At 55.8% G+C, this 18,367-nt stretch carries 23 protein-coding genes and 1 pseudogene; 13 read left to right on the top strand and 11 right to left on the bottom strand.

Annotation, left to right across the window (positions count from 1 at the left end; genetic code table 11):
- The first annotated feature begins 579 nt into the window (after positions 1–579).
- Positions 580–825, top strand: a complete 246-nt coding sequence (locus tag Q1B15_RS15940) for a DUF1127 domain-containing protein (RefSeq protein WP_299755422.1) — start codon at positions 580–582, stop codon at positions 823–825.
- Positions 826–1,354: 529 nt separating this feature from the next.
- Here the strand turns inward: Q1B15_RS15940 and Q1B15_RS15935 are convergent.
- On the bottom strand, positions 1,355–1,705 hold the full coding sequence (locus Q1B15_RS15935; RefSeq protein ID WP_299755420.1) for a PIN domain-containing protein: 351 nt from the start codon (positions 1,703–1,705) through the stop codon (positions 1,355–1,357).
- Positions 1,702–1,947 carry a plasmid stabilization protein gene (locus Q1B15_RS15930; protein WP_299755418.1) on the bottom strand — a complete coding sequence of 82 codons (246 nt, stop codon included), beginning with the start codon at positions 1,945–1,947 and terminating at the stop codon, positions 1,702–1,704. The genes Q1B15_RS15935 and Q1B15_RS15930 overlap by 4 nt, the downstream gene beginning before the upstream one ends.
- Positions 1,948–1,982: 35 nt before the next feature.
- On the opposite strand from Q1B15_RS15930, the gene Q1B15_RS15925 reads away from it, so the two are divergent.
- The 3 genes from Q1B15_RS15925 (at position 1,983) to Q1B15_RS15915 (ending at position 3,760) form a co-directional block, all read left to right on the top strand.
- Complete coding sequence (locus Q1B15_RS15925; RefSeq protein WP_299755415.1) at positions 1,983–2,285, top strand: hypothetical protein; 303 nt, start codon at positions 1,983–1,985, stop codon at positions 2,283–2,285.
- Between the two features lie 378 nt (positions 2,286–2,663).
- Positions 2,664–3,581, top strand: a complete 918-nt coding sequence (locus Q1B15_RS15920; protein WP_299755413.1) for an MBL fold metallo-hydrolase — start codon at positions 2,664–2,666, stop codon at positions 3,579–3,581.
- Positions 3,582–3,667: 86 nt separating this feature from the next.
- Positions 3,668–3,760, top strand: a complete 93-nt coding sequence (locus Q1B15_RS15915) for a DUF2188 domain-containing protein (protein ID WP_299755412.1) — start codon at positions 3,668–3,670, stop codon at positions 3,758–3,760.
- 146 nt (positions 3,761–3,906) lie between these two features.
- On the opposite strand, the gene Q1B15_RS15910 is transcribed toward Q1B15_RS15915, so the two are convergent.
- Positions 3,907–5,241 (bottom strand): sialidase family protein, encoded by a 1,335-nt coding sequence (locus Q1B15_RS15910; protein WP_299755410.1) that lies wholly within the window; start codon positions 5,239–5,241, stop codon positions 3,907–3,909.
- Between the two features lie 57 nt (positions 5,242–5,298).
- On the opposite strand from Q1B15_RS15910, the gene Q1B15_RS15905 reads away from it, so the two are divergent.
- Positions 5,299–5,952: a hypothetical protein gene (locus Q1B15_RS15905; RefSeq protein ID WP_299755408.1), complete on the top strand. Its 654-nt coding sequence runs from the start codon at positions 5,299–5,301 to the stop codon at positions 5,950–5,952.
- 285 nt (positions 5,953–6,237) lie between these two features.
- Here the strand turns inward: Q1B15_RS15905 and Q1B15_RS15900 are convergent, their stop codons facing one another.
- Positions 6,238–6,450, bottom strand: a complete 213-nt coding sequence (locus tag Q1B15_RS15900) for a hypothetical protein (protein ID WP_299755405.1) — start codon at positions 6,448–6,450, stop codon at positions 6,238–6,240.
- Positions 6,451–6,932: 482 nt separating this feature from the next.
- On the opposite strand from Q1B15_RS15900, the gene Q1B15_RS15895 reads away from it, so the two are divergent.
- Entirely contained in the window at positions 6,933–7,067 is a 135-nt protein-coding gene (locus Q1B15_RS15895) for a hypothetical protein (RefSeq protein WP_299755402.1), read from the top strand.
- Positions 7,068–7,116: 49 nt separating this feature from the next.
- Here the strand turns inward: Q1B15_RS15895 and Q1B15_RS15890 are convergent, their stop codons facing one another.
- Complete coding sequence (locus Q1B15_RS15890; RefSeq protein WP_299755399.1) at positions 7,117–7,539, bottom strand: heme-binding protein; 423 nt, start codon at positions 7,537–7,539, stop codon at positions 7,117–7,119.
- Between the two features lie 463 nt (positions 7,540–8,002).
- Between Q1B15_RS15890 and Q1B15_RS15885 the strand changes: the two genes are divergently transcribed.
- Positions 8,003–8,428 (top strand): DUF4143 domain-containing protein, encoded by a 426-nt coding sequence (locus tag Q1B15_RS15885; RefSeq protein ID WP_299755396.1) that lies wholly within the window; start codon positions 8,003–8,005, stop codon positions 8,426–8,428.
- Between the two features lie 19 nt (positions 8,429–8,447).
- The gene (locus tag Q1B15_RS23525; RefSeq protein ID WP_366141737.1) at positions 8,448–8,561 is read left to right on the top strand and encodes a hypothetical protein; all 114 of its coding nucleotides are present in this window, start codon (positions 8,448–8,450) and stop codon (positions 8,559–8,561) included.
- 461 nt (positions 8,562–9,022) lie between these two features.
- Here Q1B15_RS23525 and rhmD read toward each other — a convergent pair whose 3' ends face one another.
- From rhmD to Q1B15_RS15855, 6 genes are read right to left on the bottom strand one after another with little or no spacing between them, the layout of a single operon-like run.
- Positions 9,023–10,210 carry an L-rhamnonate dehydratase gene (gene rhmD / locus Q1B15_RS15880; protein WP_299755394.1) on the bottom strand — a complete coding sequence of 396 codons (1,188 nt, stop codon included), beginning with the start codon at positions 10,208–10,210 and terminating at the stop codon, positions 9,023–9,025.
- On the bottom strand, positions 10,207–10,524 hold the full coding sequence (gene rhaM / locus Q1B15_RS15875; RefSeq protein ID WP_299755392.1) for an L-rhamnose mutarotase: 318 nt from the start codon (positions 10,522–10,524) through the stop codon (positions 10,207–10,209). Before rhaM ends, rhmD begins: the two co-directional genes overlap by 4 nt.
- 4 nt (positions 10,525–10,528) lie before the next feature.
- Positions 10,529–11,332 carry an FCD domain-containing protein gene (locus Q1B15_RS15870; RefSeq protein ID WP_299755390.1) on the bottom strand — a complete coding sequence of 268 codons (804 nt, stop codon included), beginning with the start codon at positions 11,330–11,332 and terminating at the stop codon, positions 10,529–10,531.
- Positions 11,333–11,348: 16 nt separating this feature from the next.
- Complete coding sequence (locus tag Q1B15_RS15865) at positions 11,349–12,224, bottom strand: amidohydrolase family protein (RefSeq protein WP_299755387.1); 876 nt, start codon at positions 12,222–12,224, stop codon at positions 11,349–11,351.
- A 5-nt stretch (positions 12,225–12,229) separates the two neighbouring features.
- Complete coding sequence (locus tag Q1B15_RS15860) at positions 12,230–13,069, bottom strand: enolase C-terminal domain-like protein (RefSeq protein ID WP_299755385.1); 840 nt, start codon at positions 13,067–13,069, stop codon at positions 12,230–12,232.
- The gene (locus Q1B15_RS15855) at positions 13,066–13,404 is read right to left on the bottom strand and encodes a hypothetical protein (protein WP_299755382.1); all 339 of its coding nucleotides are present in this window, start codon (positions 13,402–13,404) and stop codon (positions 13,066–13,068) included. Before Q1B15_RS15855 ends, Q1B15_RS15860 begins: the two co-directional genes overlap by 4 nt.
- Positions 13,405–13,603: 199 nt before the next feature.
- Here Q1B15_RS15855 and Q1B15_RS15850 point away from each other — a divergent pair, with 199 nt between their 5' ends.
- The 5 genes and pseudogenes from Q1B15_RS15850 to Q1B15_RS15830 form a co-directional block, all read left to right on the top strand.
- Complete coding sequence (locus tag Q1B15_RS15850; protein WP_299755380.1) at positions 13,604–14,653, top strand: aldo/keto reductase; 1,050 nt, start codon at positions 13,604–13,606, stop codon at positions 14,651–14,653.
- A complete protein-coding gene (locus tag Q1B15_RS15845; RefSeq protein ID WP_299755378.1) occupies positions 14,653–16,161 on the top strand; it encodes a sugar ABC transporter ATP-binding protein in 1,509 nt (502 codons plus the stop codon). The genes Q1B15_RS15850 and Q1B15_RS15845 overlap by 1 nt, the downstream gene beginning before the upstream one ends.
- Positions 16,158–17,144: an ABC transporter permease gene (locus Q1B15_RS15840; protein ID WP_299755375.1), complete on the top strand. Its 987-nt coding sequence runs from the start codon at positions 16,158–16,160 to the stop codon at positions 17,142–17,144. The genes Q1B15_RS15845 and Q1B15_RS15840 overlap by 4 nt, the downstream gene beginning before the upstream one ends.
- The gene (locus tag Q1B15_RS15835; protein WP_299755373.1) at positions 17,141–18,130 is read left to right on the top strand and encodes an ABC transporter permease; all 990 of its coding nucleotides are present in this window, start codon (positions 17,141–17,143) and stop codon (positions 18,128–18,130) included. Before Q1B15_RS15840 ends, Q1B15_RS15835 begins: the two co-directional genes overlap by 4 nt.
- Before the next feature lie 53 nt (positions 18,131–18,183).
- A pseudogene (locus tag Q1B15_RS15830) lies at positions 18,184–18,367 on the top strand (hypothetical protein); the annotation flags it as partial.

Below are 18,367 nucleotides of genomic sequence, written 5' to 3'. Positions count from 1 at the left end.
TGAGGTGGTTGGAAAAGGGGCCGCCCTCGACGGACGACCCCCAGCACTCAAATCACTCGTTACTACAAGCATCAGTGTCGCCCATAGGGGCGGCGCTTTTGCGACGCTCGCGCACAAAAATAAAGGTATCTTTGTGGAGCCCTACGCGGCATCGCACCCCTAAAGTATATCGCATACTTCAAGCCAACGGTGTTGATCTGGATCAGTCTGCACTGTCTCGAAGGCACAGTATAACCCGACGGCCGCTTGGGAGATCGCTTAACACGCAGCCGCCGGGTCGCTCTCAGGAAGCGTAGTATCAGCTTACCCAGAGCAAACTTCTTCGATCAAGCCCATTTGATCCCAATGCGGCAAAATCTGCCGATTTTCGGATAATAGCGTAGGCCAAAGCTTTCGACGGCCTGATGCGTCGACACAATGCCTGAATTTGCGGCGCTGTAGCCTATGCAATTGCTGCATAGCAGCATCCACACTCAGGCTATTGTGCAACTGCAGCATTGCACTATCTGTTCTTTCAACAGCCTCGATAGCGCTACCAGCAGCGCATCGTACGCATGACTGAGTACAGGAGTATAGACGATGATCTACGCAGCAAATCTTATTCAGCCCGGAATTCGGCTTCGCGAATGGTTTGAAGCTGGCAGAACAGCAGCCGCAGAACGCGAAGCGCGGCGCAGCGCCTATGTTCGGACATTGCAGGAACTCGAAAACACGTCTGACCGAGACCTTGCCGACATCGGCATATCTCGGTTGTCGATCAAGGAAATTGCATACGAGACCGCATACGGCGACCAGCGTCCGAGCCGATTTGTAGGGGCTCAGTGAAGTGAGGTTGCCAAGTCGCGTTCATTCAGGCGCGGAACACCTGATCACATACGAGTATGACGGTCTTTGAACATAGCTTCGGGCGCGTAGCGCCCGCTGGCTAACACGGAATCATTTGTCGCTCCGAATGGATAGGCATTGACAGGTATCAGGCCTCGCTCCTCCCAGAGTTAACCTGGTGCCGACCTTTAACGGTTCTTCCTCCCGGAGCCCGTTATTAACTGGGCTGGCATCCTCACCTCCTCCCGAGGGTGCCAGCCTATTTTTCTTGTGATTTTATATTCTGTTCGGGTCTGAAGGAGCGAGCTCGATCTACCGCATATGCGATCATCGAACTCAGACTTAACATCCGGCCGGAAACCATTAAAAGCAGACCATCGCTGCGCTGATCGTCTTTGAGACGACGTGGACAAGTGCCCCGTGTTTTAACGCTGCGTGCGGACAAAGCGGACCTCAGCTATTTTGAGTTGCCGCCTGAAACACTGCCCCCAGCAACACAAAGAACTCGAACCGGTCTGTCGGCCGGGGCCTAGCGCGGTTCGCCGCGCCCGGGCCTAGGGGCCGCATCGGCAAATCCTATGACCTCACGGTCATTTCTCTTGGCCTTAGCAGCATGGGTAGCAAAGTGGCTTGTGCTGGAAAGATCGAAGGCAGAGATGCGGCCCGCGAACAATTCATCGATATAGGCGGCGACTAGCCTTTCGAAGGCCGTGCGCTCCTTGCCGGGATCAAGCAGCGCCGCTCCGTAGCGCAATTCCGCCACGACTATCGTTGTCAGCCACAAGGACGCGAGGACTTGGCGGTCGAACCATGTTTCGACATTTGGGTTCACGTTTTGCTTCTGGATTTCCAAGACGACATTCGTGTCCAGGATGATCATTCGAAGTTGGCTCCGTCGATACCTGAACGGTCGCGGGGAAACTCGATGCCCTCCATATCGACCTCCAGTTCGCGGGCGAGGGCGCGCAGACCTTTCCCAACGGGGGGCTGGTCGGCCGGAAACAGGCCTTCGGTCAGAATCTGACGGGCCTTGGCCTCGGCGCTTACGCCCTCTTGTTTGGCCTTTGCTTTAAGGGCGCGGTGAACCTCGTCGGGAATTTGGCGGACGGTGATCTGGGCCATGATGTGCCTCTTTACCTGTTACCCAAGTGATAGCATTGTCTGGAAATATTATCACAACGCGGGTCATTCATTTCTTGCGTGCCACAAACCTCTCTTCGGTGAGGGCGTCAATCTGGTGTTGCGGCCCGATCTCGCAATACAACGCCACGTCGCTGGCCGACGGGCCGGACCGCATAAGCCTGCTGATTGGCGCAATTCTGCGCAAGCGAATGACCATGCGCGGTTTTATCGTGTTTGACGATTTCGGCAATCTCCACCGGGAGTTTGCCAGGCAGATGGACGGTTGGATTCGCCACGGAAAGATCCAGTATCGCGAAGAAATGATGCCAGACCTCTAAGCTTATAGAATGCCGCGAGACCGATGAATGGATGCTTGCGGGCAACTGCAATGGGCAATCAGGCTGTAGGGCGAACGGCGTGAATGAGACGTGCAGTCTGCTTGGGTACAAACCTGTGATAAAAAACACTAATCTTCAAGGCACCCGTTGATGATTCAAATCAAGGCACGGGGCTTCAGTCCATGCTCAGATTTGCATGAATTGGACGCCACATGAAACTGCCGGTTCGTTCTACGCTTTTCAATACTTGTCACAGGCCTCCTCGCTAACTCGATCACCCATTGGTTCACAGGAAAGGAACATTCGCATGAGTATCAAAATCCTTGGTTCGGGCTGTCAGAAATATGTGGCGCTCGATGATCATGGAAAGACGCTATAATGCGATTTCATCCGCTCATCCGCGCCGCTTTTATCTGCCTGATTCCGGGTCAAGTGCTGGCTGCGGCTCTGGAAGTTCAGCGTGTGACAGGTGGCGTTTGGGCGATCGTTGGTGAGATGGATCAACGCAGCCCAGAGAATTTGGCCAATAATGCCACCTTCGGGCTTGTCGAAACGGAACAAGGCGCCGTCCTGATCGACCCAGGTGGATCGTGGCAAGGCGCCGAGGCTCTGGCGGACGTCATACGCGGCGTCACCACGCAGCCCGTCGTCTATGTGATCGATACTGGCGGGCAGGATCACCGTTGGCTTGGCAACAGTTACTGGCAGGCGCAGGGTGCCACTGTTATTGCTTCGGACGCCGCCGTTAAGGATCAACGCGCGCGCGCTTCGCTGCAATTGTCTGGGCTGGCCAGCCTTCTGGGCGATGCGCTCGAGGGGACCGAGGCCAGCTATGCGGATATTACCTTCGAGGAGCGTCACGCCTTCAGCCTTGGCGGCGTCACCTTCGAATTGATCCACGCCGGCGCCGCACATACGCCCGGCGATATTTTCGTTTGGCTGCCCGACCAAGAGACCGTCTTCACCGGCGACATTGTCTATGTTGAACGCGTCCTCGGCGTGGGTGATCAGAGCTCAATCGGCGAATGGCCCGCGGTGTTCGAGGCGATTGCGGGACTGAACCCGTCTCATGTGGTGCCAGGCCATGGACATGCCACGACTTTGGATCACGCCCGTGCCGACACCTACGACTACCTGACAAACCTGCGCGAGAAAATCGGGACGCTGATTGACGAGGGAGGCAGCATTATGGATGCCCCGACAGTAGACCAGTCTGCTTTTGACTACCTAGAACAGTTTGAAAGCCTCGCCGGTCGCAACGCTCAGGCCGCCTTCCAGCAGATGGAATGGGAGTGATTGGGGCTTGTGGCTCAGTCTCTGCATAGACGCCGCGTCGGCCTTGCGCGTGTAAGACAGGTAGGCGCGGCACGCGAAACCGCCATATGACGGGCAGCGAAATGCTGGTTCATGGTGAGGACGGCCGCATACGCGAGCGCAATACCTTTGGCAAAGACCCGCATCCGCGGAAGGGTTGAGGCGAAGAAAGATCACAGACTTTGGGTAGTGGCTGCCTTTGAAATCGACCGTCCTTTTGGGCGTCCTGCTAGGCGCATTTTTTGCGCAGCCTATGACCGGAGTTCTGTGGATGGGAAAACAGACGACAAAGTTTGCGACAGAACCGTTATAGTTCTCCCAAAACCATCCGTATTGTCACATCTCGTTCAAAATCTGCGTTCGGGTCACCCAAGGGTTGGGTCCAGGCGATATAGATGCCAGCACTCCCCTGGGCCATACGCGGGAAGTTGATCGACCCTGGCGCTTCGTTGAGCGAGATCATCTGTGGTTCCTCGCAGATGCGGCCGGGCCAAACCCGGCACACGAAAAGCCCCTCGCCCCTGTCCATCCGTTCGACCCACGATACGATTGCAGACCCGTCCACCAGTTGCAGTGCGTCAACCCGTCCGACGCCTTCCCCCCGATCTACGCGGGTCGGAGGACTGAAGGTCTCACCGACATCGTCCGAGAACGCGACGTTTACCGACGGTATGTCATTGGCCGCAGTAAACCACGCCAGAACCGTGCGTCCTCCTCGTGCGTCGATTGCCGGACCGTTTATCGGGCAGCCCGAAATCTCCCACCCGTCTTGATGGACCGTAGCGGGATGGGACCAGACATCATCGACGAGGCGCACCAGTGATATGTCCCTAATCTCAGTCTCGGTACGGTCTCGATAGGCGACCAGCACCGTACCATCATCCGCTACAGTTGCAGACGTTTGGCAGCAGGTGCAGGTACGAATGTCTAGCGTCTGGTCTTCGGAAATTTTTCCATCCGGGCCAAAAGTCGTGGCGCGAAGTTGCATCGCGTTTTCAATTGCGTCTTCTCGCGCCCCTTGCGCATTGGTATCGTAGGCACGCCCGTCCAGCCACACCACGGTCAGGCGACCATCCGGCATTGGCTGTAGCGAGGCGAAGCCATGCTGCGCTTCGCTTCTGTCGCGATGGGGTACCAAAGACTGGCCCCAAGTCTCGCCTCCATCCTCCGACAGCGCGATATTCACATCGTACGCATAGGCGCTGTCTCCTGAATTCATCAGCCAATGAACAGCAAGCTTTCCGTCACTAAATGCAGCAATGGATGGGAAATCAGCCCAGTTCACGAAGAGTTCGGGGGAGTCGATGACGGTGCCCGCACGTGTCCATCCGCCAGGACCGCCAATCGCTGTCTTGATGGCGAAGCCGGACCCGTGGACATCGGTCCAGCTCATCGCGATCTGACCGTTTTCCAGCGCAGTCAGCGAAGGCTCCCGTGCGCCGGGTCCTGCCGGAGGCTCCATATCAATGATCTTCGAGAAAACCTGTGCGTTAACCTGCATCGGAAGGACGCAGGAAAGAAGGAGACTAAGAAACGCTAGGGATACGGCTGACCTTGGCATACTTAGAAAGATGCACGTCAGACCAAGAGTTGTCCATTGGAGTGTCGCGCGAGCTTGCCCGACGATGACGTTCTCAACCATGTTCAGTCTGGCCCATCCACGCGAAACAGCGCGTCGAGCGCCCGGAAGGCAGTATTGATGCGGATGCACCGGTTCTTTTCTCTGGAAATGCCATTTGTGCGCTTTGTGCGGAACGTAGCGCTGATGAGCGTTGCGAGTCTGGTTCCGGTGCTTGTTCTTTATGTGGCCTTAAGCCCTGGCTTTGGCGCGATGCTGCTGAACGGAGGGCCCGCTCTCTCACGATTCCTGAGACAGGTGATCACCAACGGGCTCCCCGTCGTCTTCGTGGTGAACTACATTTCCCTCTTCCTCTTCGGATGGATGAATACCTGGCCGACCGGGAAACGAGATGCGGCCTTCGTGGTGTTGATCGACGTCTCGGCAAGGCTCGCGGCATTCGTCTTGCTGCACGTGCTGATCTACGTCCTCTCGGCGGACTGGTTCGGCTCGTTTGGCGGTAGCCGAATGACAGCGCTGAGCGTGGTCGCTCCTACCCTTGCGAGGTCGGCCCTGTTCGACAACATTTCAGGCGTGTATCTCTACGCGACGCTTGTAAGCGCGCTTCCTCTGTACGTTGCTGTGATCGAACGGTCTGTCTGGTTCGGCGGCCTTGCCCGGAGTTTTCCGGGGCGGTCCGGATCGTTCCTGCTCGCCTTCGCCCTCTTCGCTGTCTTCGTTCTCCTGCTGACCGGTGTCGCAAGTGCCATCGTCTATCTTATGTCGCTCATATGAGGTGGCGTGGGGTTAGCCCGGAGTTTCGGGAAAGGCGGCTTCACTCCCGAAAGCGCTCGCTGCGGGCGGACTGTGCCAACCTGTTGCATGGCATGAAAGATGGCCAGCAAAGGGCCCTGTTAGAGAAACCCCGTTTGAGGCCGGCAGGGCAGTTTCGTATCGTCGGGTATGAGCAATTCCAAACCTCTTCCAGCCGAACCATGCGCTTTTCGGGAAATTACTAAGCGGTGGGCTTAACCCTTCCAGCTGAGGTGGCTGGGCAGGAAGGTTATGTTGCGCGATACATTAGTTTGCCACCAGACCGTCAAGCCAGTACGCACTCACACCCTCTGGCCCCGACCAGTCTTTCCCTGGTTCAGGAATTGCGACGGCATCCGGCTTGTTCGCCAATTCTAACGCTTCGCCCATGCTACCAGCATAGGCATAGCCTTGGTGGCCTTCTGCATCGTCAGGTGCGTAGCGACCTATGATTTTCCAAACATACTTCATGCTAGCCATTATGGTTCGGAACCCCGAATAAAAGACACTCAAAGGTTGATGCTTCACACGTTCTTAAGTTTTCGAAACTAACACACGTCAGTGTGCCCTGAGGGCGTTGTCGCGTTAACACGACGATCGGTCTAACAGCGGGTATTTGTCGATGAATGAACAAGATCTTGTATGCTGGGCTTGTCTGTCGGGGGTCAGTGGCGGGTTGAGGGATCGTGTCCAGCGTTTAAACAAAAGCAAGAAAGACGGGGGAGTCAGACCTGCTGAGCGAAACAAACCCCTTTAAGGTTAAAGTTTTTCCGCGATCTGGGAATTGAAAGGGGAGTAAGCACCGAGGCCGTGTATTCGCCTGAAGCGCTTGGAAAAGGGGCCGCCCTTTGCGGACGACCCCCAGCACTCAAATCACTCGTTACTACAAGCATCAGTGTTGCCCACAGAGGCGGCGCTTTTGCGACGCTCGCGGACAAAAATTAAGGTATCTTTGTGGAGCCTTGAAAGCACAGGATCCCGAGCGTCAAACCTGCGAGATGAACATCGCGACAAAAGCCCTGAAGGGTATGACCGAGCGAACGACAAACACGTCTTCTGAAGAGATCGAGAAAGAAGAAATCTCGCGCGCGGCTTGATCCATGCAACACGCCTCACCGCCAACCCGGCGGATCATTCAAATCCCAGTCAATTCCGTTTGAGAAACGCATCAATGCCTGCTTGCGCGACTGCCATGTCCTGATCGGGCGTGCCCGAACTGATGCCTATGCCGCCAACAACTGCGCCGTCCACAATGACAGGAAGGCCGCCACCGACGATCATCAACCGACCGTTAATGGCGGACGAAATGCCAAACGTTGGGGCGCCAGGTTGGCTGGCCGCGCCATATTCGTGGGTCGCTTTTTTCGCAGCGGCAGCGGTAAACGCTTTGTCGATGGCGATCGTCGTCGAGGTGACTTTGCCACCGTCCATTCTGCAAAAAGCGATCAGCTGACCTGCCTCATCGGTGATCGCGATGCACATAGGCACTCCGATGATGCCTGCATGGGCGACAGCGCCCGTGATCAGGACATTGGCGTCTGCGATATCAAGACGTGTAACGGTAATCATGTGTCTTTCCTTTTCTGCGGCACGCCCGCACCAAATGTTTGCATAATTGCGCTGTCGTCGCCCATTATCTGTACGGCGGCATTGTCAGATTAAGCTGATCTGGAACGGTTATTTTATGGAATTTCGGCTGCCTTCATGTCGCGCTGATTGATGATAATCAAGGAGATAATGAAATTATGCCCGAGCTGAAAGGCTCTGAGCAGCGGCAGTGCGGCTAGGTCCGTTTAATCCGACACTGCCCAATACCCGCATATTCGGGACTTTATGGCGGGAAGCGAACGTTCGCTGCGATATGTGCCAGCGTCTGCTGCGCCCGCCGGACAAATCTGACTTTGATCGAGTGCCCACTATAAGATTGCGTTAAAATGGTTTTGAATTGCCCGATGGGATCACGCTTGAATGAAATAATGATCTCTTGGGACTAGGATGCTCAATAGCCTAGAAACGACAGCTGGGTTGCTATTTGACCTTGTCCCATTTGTTCACCGGATATGGAACGCACTCCGAGTGCTTGGGATACGTGCTCGGCTACGATATGATCGAAATCGTTCTGGCGGGCGGCTATGCGGAGGCGATCATCCGCGAAAAATGGGGCCGAAAGCAGGATTGGTATCATCGATATGTTGATGCAATTGTCCAACGCGACGTTCGCGACGCCGCACAGATCGAACAGCTTGCCATCATGCTAAAGCTTCTAAATACCCTTGCCGAACATTCCGGCCAGCTCGTCAACTATTCGGGCATCGGCGGAGCGGTGGGTCTCAACCACGTCACTACCAAGAAGTATCTCGGTGTCTTTGAGAGACTGTTCATCGTTCACACACTCCAGCCATGGTTCACGAACAAGCTCAAACGGCTGACAAAGTCGGCCCAAGCTCCATTTTCTTGATTCCGGGCTCCTTCCTGCGCTGAGAGGCATCTCTCCGGATGTCGTTTGGAAGGACAAGACGTCCTTCCGGGCGGTTCTGGAGATATTCGCCCTCAGCGAACTGCAAAAGATAGCAACGTGGAGTGAGAACTGATGTTCTTTCTCCCACTTCCGAGACAAGGACAAGAACGAGGTCGACATCGTGATAGAGAATAGGCGAGGAGAAGTTGTTGGGATCGGGGTGAAGTCTTCGGCGACGGTCTCATCATCAAATTTTTCAGGTATGCGGAAGCTTGCTGACGCATGTGGAGATAAATTCATTCAGGGACTAGGTCTCTATGACCATGGTCAGGTCGATCCCTTTGCTGAACTGGCCTGAGTACAACAAGGCGCGGAAGCAGCGTGGATCTTTGACCATCTGGTTTGATCCGTAGGTGTCTTGGAAGGCTGAGCCGACGCGAAAGCGGGGCCGGTAATTCACTGAATGGTTCGAAATTTTGGCTGCATGATCTCGGGCAACGTCGGTATAATTGCTTCTTCTGAGTTAGCGTGACAAAGCCCGCGTCACTGTCCTAGTAGAGACTTGGTGCGCATTCGTCTGGCAACTCCATGGTGCTATTGTGGAAGAGGCTTTAGGACGCTGCGGTCCGCTACGGTCATTCCAAAGCCCGGTGCAGACGACAACTTCAAGCGACCATTTACGGGTACATCTTCGCCTTCGAATAGATCGCCGAAGACTGGAAGAATTGATCGGCCATCGGCACTTGTCGCGACGTATTCGCAAAGTGGTGTACCGGTCTGGCTGGCGATGAATTGGTAGGAATAGGGGCCGCTGCCGTGCGGGATCACCGGGATTTCCAGCGTTGAAGCATGGGCGGCGATCCGTAAAAGCTCGGTCAAGCCGCCAACCCACATAACGTCCGGTTGAAGGACGTCGATGAGACGCTCTTCGATCAGCGGGCGGAAGCCATAACGGGTGTATTCGTGTTCACCGGTTGTCCATTTTAGAGTTGGATGAGCTCTGCGAATGTGACGATAGCCATCGACATCTTCAGGCGAGAGGACCTCTTCCCACCAGTATATGTCGAGTTCTTTACAGGCCTCGGCTAATTCTATTGCGTAAGGCACTGTCAATGACATGTAGCAGTCGACCATAAGGGGAAAGCCGGGGCCGACCTCTTCGCGGTGCGCGCGCAGGAAGGCTACGTTTTTCTCCAGGCCTTCGTCTCGGTCTGCAGGGCCGTGCGGCAAGGGGACTTTTGCGCCCCAGAAACCTAGGTCCTTAACCGCGGCCGCTTGTGGGCCCGTGCAATAGAAAGAGATCTCGTCGCGGGTTAAGCCACCGATCAAATTGTAGACCGGCTCACTGCGGATTTTCCCCAAGAGATCCCAGAGCGCGAGATCGACCGCGCTGATGGCCATGACAGTGATACCCTTGCGACCGTATGGCAGCGATGCGCGATACATCTGGTCCCAGATCAAATTAACATTCCGCGCATCCTGATCGACGAGGAACCGGCTGAAGTGATTGGCGATGAGCCACGCCGCAGGCACACCGCCCGTACCGGTCGCCACGCCGACGGTGCCGTCTTCGGTCTCTATTTCGACAAGGATGGAGCCCAGGACACCAATCCCCCAGGACGTTCGTTTTTCGCGGTACGCCGGATATGACGACATCGGGTTCGAGATCAGGCTGTCGACCAGCCAATGCTCCCCCGCGCCCTGATTGAAGTAGTCGCCGCCTTTGCTGGATTTGGAAACGGTCCAGACACGTATGTCCTTGATGCGGAATGCGCGGCTCATGGGAGCAGGAAAACCCGCTTGAGCGGCACCTGTGTTGGCACGTTGTTAGCGTCTGTTTCCATAACGTCTGCCATATGCGCCCACCACCGCTTCATAATCTCGGTGTCGGGCAATGCGTCGAGGGTGTGGTCGTCGGTGCGGGTCAGGATGCCGAACAGGTGGTCGGACTGCGGATCGTGCCAGATCGAGTAGTCGGACACGCCGGCGTTCTTGAGGGCCTCAGAGAGTTCGGGAAAAATCTCGTCGTGGCGTTTTTCGTACTCGATGGCCTGTCCGGGATGGAGGGTCATGCGAAAGGCGATGCGCTCGGCCATAGGTCTACTCCGATAGTTCGTGAATCGCGCGAATGGTCGTTTCGAGCACATGGTCGAGGTGCTCGCGGTAGGCTTTAACTGCTTCGCCAGTGTCTCTGGCAGCGATGGCTTCGGCCACGCGGCAGTGCTGGTCGGTTGAAATTTCAATGACGCCCGGCGTTGCGCTGGCAATGCGGCGGGCATCGATGGCGACGTTGTAGAGCCCATCAGAGATCGTCGCCAGAATGGTGTTGTTCGCGCCGGCGTTAATAGCCTGATGGTACTCGACATCCAGCAATCGAAAGCCAATCGGATCATGGTAAAATGTGAGACCGTCGTTTCCGAGGCTCAGGATGCGTGCACATTGCTCATCGCTTGCGCGCTCGGTGCAAAACCGGACAAGTTCTAATTCGACAACCGCGCGCGCTTCAAACTGGACTTGGAGGTCATGGTCCGCAACCGAGAGAAGCACGTTGAACGGCGTGACGAGGCGGGTCGGCGACAGGTCGGTGACCATGTAACGGCCCCCTTGCTTGCTTTCGAGAATGCCAATTAAGGTCAGAGCCTTAAGAGCTTCGCGCAAGGGTGGTCGGCTAATCCCGAAGGCGAGGCACATCTGTTGTTCGGTCGGCAAGCGGTCCTCGGCTTTGAGGTTTCCGGACTTAATCATTGCGAGAATGCGGCTTGAGACCTGTTCGGATATCGAGGGACGCGAAAGAGTACCGCCGGCGAAATCAAGGCCCGGTTCGGCCGCCTTCTGTGCCCTCACGATCGCGGCGAAGGCGTCGTCTCCGCCCTTCAGGTTCTTAGTGTCAGCAAGGTCAGCCACAAGGGGGTCCAGTCAGTTAAAGTCCAAGTCGATAGAAGTCATTTGCATTGTCCCGATAGAATTTGCGCAGGTTTGTTTCTGATGCGCCTGCGAGCGCCTTGTCGAGGGTCTCGACCCACCTGGTAAGGCTGGTGGCCTGCAGGCAAATGGGCCAGTCCCCAGCATAGATGGTTCTATCAAAACCAAAGGTCTCGATTGTCGCGTCGATATAGGGTCTCAGGTCGTCCTCCGTCCAGTTTTCCGGGTCTGCATAGGGCGGAAGATCTGACAGCTTGATCCACACGTTCGGATGCTGAGCAAGGTCGCCGATATCGGCTCGATATTGGTCGATCGCGCCTTCCTTGATGCCTGGCTTCCCGCAGTGATCGAGGATCATTCGGACATCCGGGATGTGCTGGACGAATTCGCGGATAATATCCATCTGGGTGAAGTTTACGTTGATCTCGAAATGCCAGCCAAATTTGTGTAGAAGATTTACGCCATCAATGAAGTCAGGCGACAGAGTGAGCGCGCGTGGATCAGCGTCGAATTCCATAATGCGGCGGATGCCTTTTACGGTCGGGTGATTTGCCTGCATCTCTTCCAGCATCGGCTCGACCCGACCGCCCCATTCCAGGGGCGCCATTGGCACGATGCCCTTTATGCGTGGATCTCGCTTGGCGCTGTCCTCGACGAATTTGATTTCGTCGATGTACTGGCCGCCAGTTTCGGTAAAGTCAGCAAAGCATTCGAGGAAGACCATCGCCTCGATCTCAAGGGCACCGCTGTCCCTCTGGTAGTCCTCGATCTGATACGTCTTGCCAAAAAGAGGATGACCTTCGAAGGCCGAGTAGGTTAATCGATCCATATCCCAGATGTGCAGATGAGTGTCGATGATCGGAAAATCAGGCATGGCTCCTAGCTCGTCAGTTTGAAGGTCGTGGGATCGGGGGTTTTTAGGGTCAGCCCGAAACCAGGGGCCTCGTCGGAAAGGTTGATGAAGCCGTCATCTGCTACCGGTTCGCCGTCAAAGATATACCAAAATAACTCGTTGCCGACTTCGACGGGCACTTGTGGGAAGAATTCAGATATCGGAGCGGCGTAGGACGACATGGTGATGTGATAGTTGTGCATCTGACCGGCGTGCGGGATCACGGCGACGTCGTTTGCTTCGCAAAGTGCGGTGATCTCTTTGGCCGCCGTGATGCCACCCACCCGATTTACGTCGAATTGCGCAATGTCAAACGAGTCGAGCTCAAGCGCCTGACGGAACCCATGCAAAGAGTATTCGTGTTCGCCACCCGAAATCGCGACTTTGTTCATCGCCCGCAGACTGGCATAATCCGCGAGGTCGTCAGAGATCACAGGCTCTTCAACCCAGCGCATATTAAGCGGCTCAAGGAGCCGGATCATGCGCTTGGCGTATTCGACGTTCCAGCCCATGTAGGCGTCACCCATTATGTCGACATCCGGACCGACGGCCTCGCGAACGGTTTCGACCAGAGAGATATTCTTGTTAATCCCTTCAAGCCCGTCCTTTGGCCCCCACCCGAACCTTAGTTTGACTGCCCTAAATCCCTGGTCAGCATAGTTTTTTGCTTCATCGTAGAGCGTACTGAGCGGCTGACTATAGAGGCGGCTTGCGTAGACTGGAATTTTCGACTTCGTGCGCCCACCAAGCAGATTGAACACCGGCTGCGACAGGATTTTTCCTTTGGCGTCCCACAGTGCAAGATCAATCGCTGAGATCGCTGTCATGCCGATGCCCTTTCGGCCGAACGGCAAGGTGCGTCGATACATCGATTCCCAGAGATATTGGTGTCCATCGGGTTCGCGCCGATCAGGAGCGGCCTTAGGTAGGTGTCTATGGTGGTTTTGCAGGCATGGGGCGCAAGGGCGGCATTGCCGATCCCGATTGTTCCATCGTCGCATTCGATTTCGACAATAAGCCAGCCCAGAAAGCGAAACCCAGCTGTCGAGCCAGAGACATCCGAGACAAGGTCTCCGGCTGTCGTACAAAAGTGTGGAGGCATCGGGGCGACTGGTCCGATCCACTCCCAAATTGTCGTTTTGACGTCGACAATGCGCACCATCGTAAAAGGGTCCTTTTCGGCGGCGGGCACCCCTTTCCAAACACGCGGCGAACCGAAGAATGAGAATTTGGAGTGCTGAATCTGCGTGCAAGAATCTTGGTCTGGTGTGGCCCTTGGAATAATACTTGTCACACAAATTTTTGTCTGACAAGTATACAGAGAGAGGAAAATTAACTTGGTACGGGGGAGGTACGGTACCTTGGACAGCCTTTTTCACAGTCGCCGAAAAGTAGCTGATACGTCGCTGCATCTTCCGGCTTTCGGGATGGGCACGGCGCATCTTGGAGAGCTTTACGGTACCGTGGAGGAAAGCGTTTCACAGGCTACTTTGGCTGCTGGATGGGATGGCGGGGTCCGGTATTACGACACCGCCCCTTGGTACGGTCGCGGACTGTCCGAGCATCGGCTTGGAGGCTTTCTGCGCACGAAGCCACGAGATGAATTCCTAATTACAACCAAGGTTGGTCGTACTCTTTACCGTCCGGCCGACCCGCGGGCGTTTGATCGTGGCCCTTGGGTTGGTGGCCTCAGATTTGAGGTGAAATTCGACTATTCCTACGACGGGATCATGCGGTCATACGAGCAGGCCCTGCAACGCCTCGCGCTTGATACTGTCGACGCGCTGGTCATCCACGATCTTGATAGCGGCTTCCACGATGAAGAGGCACTTGCCGCCCACACGAAGGACCTGTCCGAAACAGGAATGAAAGCGTTGGGCGAGCTGAAATCGTCTGGTGATATTGCGGCGTTCGGTATGGGTATCAACATGAAAGAACAGCTTGCCGATCTGGCACAGCGGGTGGACCTCGATTTCGCGCTGGTCGCGATGCCTTATACCCTGATTGATCAAGATAGCCTGCATACCGGAATGCAGGCCTGTATCGAGCGCAATGTCAGCGTTATCATCGGTGCGCCCTTTGCGTCGGGTATTCTTGCGACGGGCTCGGCGGGCGCGGCGCACTATAACTATGGGATAGCCGACGCAGGTGTGGTCGAAAAGGTCCGCCGTATCGAAGCGGTCTGTGCATCGCACGGCGTGTCTTTGCAAGCGGCAGCGCTGCAGTTCCCGCTCTCGCATCCGGCGGCCGTTGCGATCATCCCGGGGGCTGCAAAGCCCGAGGAATTGAAGGCCAATATTGCGTCGGTGGACGCCGAAATCCCGGCGGCATTCTGGGATGACCTGAAGTCGGAAGACTTGATTGTTGCCGACGCCCCAGTTCCCTTTGACGCAGAAGGGGTGGGCGGGTGATGAGCGATGTTCCGATGCTGATAGAAGCGCGCGGAATTTCCAAACAGTTCGGCGGCGTCGAGGTTCTGAGCGACGTTGATCTTGATCTGCATGCCGGCGAGATCCATGCGCTTTTGGGTGAGAACGGAGCTGGAAAGTCGACATTCGCAAAGATCCTTGCGGGTGTTCATCGCCCGACGAGTGGAACGCTTCGCCTAAATGGTGAATCCGTCCGGATCTCGAGCCCAATGGCAGCGCAGAAGCTTGGGATTGCCCTTATCCACCAAGAACCCGTGTCCTTCCCAGACCTTTCCGTCGCCGAGAATATCGTTATGGGCCGTCACGGAACGGGACTTCTTGCGCGAGTTCCCTGGGCCAAGATCATCGCAGATGCACGCCGGTATATGGAGATGCTTGGCGTCTTGATTGACGTCACGCGCCCGATGCGCGGGCTGTCGATCGCAAATCAGCAAATGGTGGAAATTGCGCGGGCTTTGGCATCGGACAGCCGTTTGATCATCATGGACGAGCCGACCGCGCCGCTGACCCCGCGCGAGGTTGACACTCTTTTCACCATTGCACGGCAGTTGCGGGAAGAGGGTCGTACGATCATTTTCATATCGCATCGCTTGGAAGAGGTGCGCATGCTGTGCGATCGGCTGACGATCTTTCGCGACGGTGCGCACATTGCAACGCGGACGATCGACAGTATCCCGGATGACGAAATCATTCGACTTATGATCGGCCGGACCCTCACGAAATACATGCGCAAGCACACGGCCGAAATCGGAGACATGGCGCTAGAGGTATCAAATCTTACATGCGCTGGTGCGTTCGAAGATATCAGCTTCTCGCTGCGCAAAGGTGAGATCATCGGCCTTGGGGGGCTTGTGGGCGCTGGTCGAACGGATGTGGCACGCGCGCTTTTCGGTGTCGCGCCGGCCACTTCGGGTCAGATACGCGTTGGCGGGAAAGTGGCCCGGATTGAAAAGCCGACGGATGCCATCGAGCTTGGGCTTGCATTTGTGCCAGAGGATCGGGCGGGCGACGGCATTTTCGGCACACTTCCAGTCGAGCACAATCTGACCGCGGCAATTCCGGAGAAAATTGCGCCAAGGGGTGTGATCCGCCGAAGTCTTGAGCGCAAGATTTCGCGCAAATCAGTGGATGATCTTTCGATCCGATTGGCTTCGCTTGGCCAACCCATCGTCGAGCTTTCGGGCGGTAATCAGCAGAAAGTCATTCTGGCCCGCTGGCTGTTGACTGAACCGGAAATACTGATCCTTGATGAACCGACGCGCGGCATTGATATTGGCGTGAAGGCCGAGTTCTACGACATGATCGGTGATCTGGCAGAGGCGGGTCGCGCGATCCTGCTGATTTCGTCCGAGTTGCCCGAGCTTTTGTCACTTTGTGACCGCATCTTGGTCATGTCGGAAGGGCGGCTGATGGCTGAGATCCCGCGCGAAAAGGCCACGCAGGAGAATGTCATGCAGGCCGCCGTGCCACGTTCGGGAGTGGCTGCATGAACGTCTTGCGTTCCGTATTTCTTCGGCGAGAAGCTGGTATCTTTGTGATGATCATTTTATTTTGCGCGACCGTTGGGCTTTACAAGCCGCAGTTCCTTACGGGTCAAAGTCTGCGGATCGTGTTGCTTTTGACGCCGCTTATCATGATCGGAGCCATGGCGCAGATGCTTATCCTGGTGGCGCGGCATGTGGATTTATCGATTGGTTCCACACTTGGGTTTTCCGCTATGGTTGCCGGGTTAATGTACCGGGACTTCCCAGATGTCTGGTGGATAATTGGCTTTCCTGTTGCGATCCTAACGGGTGCTGTCTTAGGGCTTGTGAATGGATTGCTGGTGACGATCTTCAAGTTGCCGTCGATTATCGTCACGCTTGGCACGCTGAGCCTTTATCGCGGGCTGACATTCATCATTTCGGACGCGCGCCAGATAAACCGTGCCAATATTCCGACAGAGCTTAAGGCAATGTCACGGACATCGCCGATATTCGATATCCCATGGATTATCCTGATCGCCTTCGCTGTGGCCCTGATGACGTATGTCGTTGCGCGGCATACCCAGCTTGGTCGACAGATATACGCCCTTGGTTCCAACCCTGATGCTGCACCATTGCGGGGGATCGACGTCACAAAGGTGACGCTGATTGTCTTCACGCTGTCGGGCGCGCTGTGTGGCCTTGCTGGTATCCTTTACGCAAGCCGCTGGGGGTTCGTGAACCCCTCGAATACGGGCGCGGGATTTGAATTTCAGGTAATTGCGGCGGTGGTCATCGGAGGCGTGTCGATCAATGGAGGCGTTGGCACAGTTTTGGGAACAGTGCTTGGCGTATTGCTTTTGGGCTGTGTGGCCGCGGCGCTGCCGCTTCTTGGCATCCCGGGGTCGACCCAGAACGCCATTTATGGTGCTGTTATCCTGATCGCATTGCTCATCGACCGTTCGGTCCGCCAGCGTGGCGTTGTTAGTCTGTCGCGAGGTGTGGCATGACTGATACCACAGTCGCAAAATCCCGAGAGCTCGCACCCGCGCGGCCGACTTGGCACTTGATCCTTGTGCGGCCCGAAACGATGACTTTCCTATTACTTATTGCGGGCTTGGTTGGGGCAAGCACCTTGTCGCCTTTCTTTCTGGACGCAAACTACATTCTACGTAGCTTCACCTTGACTGCCGAAATGTCGATCGTCGCGCTTGTTTTGACGATGGTGGTGATCTCGGGCGAGATCGATTTATCGCCCGCGGCCAACATGGCTTTGTCGGCCTGCATTTTCGCCTGGGCGCAGGACGCGGGTGTTCCGCTGCCGTTGGCGGTCGCGGTGGGCCTTTTGGCGGGGCTGGCTATGGGCGCAATCAACGCCTTCATGTCGATCCGTATGCAGCTACCGTCGATCATCGTGACGATCGGAACACTGATCTTCTTTCGCGGGATTGCACAGGTGATTGCTGGGGACCGTTCCATCCGCGTGCCCGAGAGTTTCATCGGTATCAACACAGTGATGGTTTTTGGTATTCCGCTACCGGTTGTCATCTTTATGGTGGTCGCGCTGATCCTTGGGTTGGTGCTGGGCACGACCGTGATTGGTCGACAAATATACCAGATCGGCACAAATCAGGCGGCAGCGCTTCATGCGGGAATCAACGCCAAACGGATCAAGGTTGGTCTGTTCCTTGTGCTTGGCGTCGTGAGTGCTGCAGCTGGCATGATGGCGGCCTCGCGTCTTGGGTCAGTGCGCTATGATCTTGTTTTGGGGGGCGAGCTGCAGATGGTTCTTATGGCCATGCTTGGTGGCACCTATATCTTTGGCGGGCGTGGCACGATCCTTGGGACGTTTCTTGCAGCCTGGCTTTTGGTGATTGTCTCGACCGGCATGACCGTCGCCAATCTGCTCCCCGCTATTCAATTGACGGTGCTCGGCATCTTGCTGATCGTCGCTATTATCGCCACAAATTTTATTTACGCCCGAACGCAACGCTGAAGGGCGCACTATAGGGGGAAGCCCCGTTTCGATGACTTTAACAGGAGGAAAAAATGTTTAAGAAAACTCTCACCACGGCAACGGCCGCACTTGCCGTCATGGCAAGTGGTGCATTCGCTGAAGATATCGACATCGTCTTTGTTGGGAAAAACACCGGCAATCCGTATTTCGACTCTTTGACGCAGGGATTTGTTGAAGCCTGCGAGGAAATCGCATGTAACTTCGAATTCGTGGCCC

Source organism: uncultured Boseongicola sp. (assembly GCF_937988555.1).
In the GTDB taxonomy this organism is placed as follows: Bacteria; Pseudomonadota; Alphaproteobacteria; order Rhodobacterales; family Rhodobacteraceae; genus Boseongicola.
This window is presented reverse-complemented; position numbering and strand designations above follow the sequence as displayed.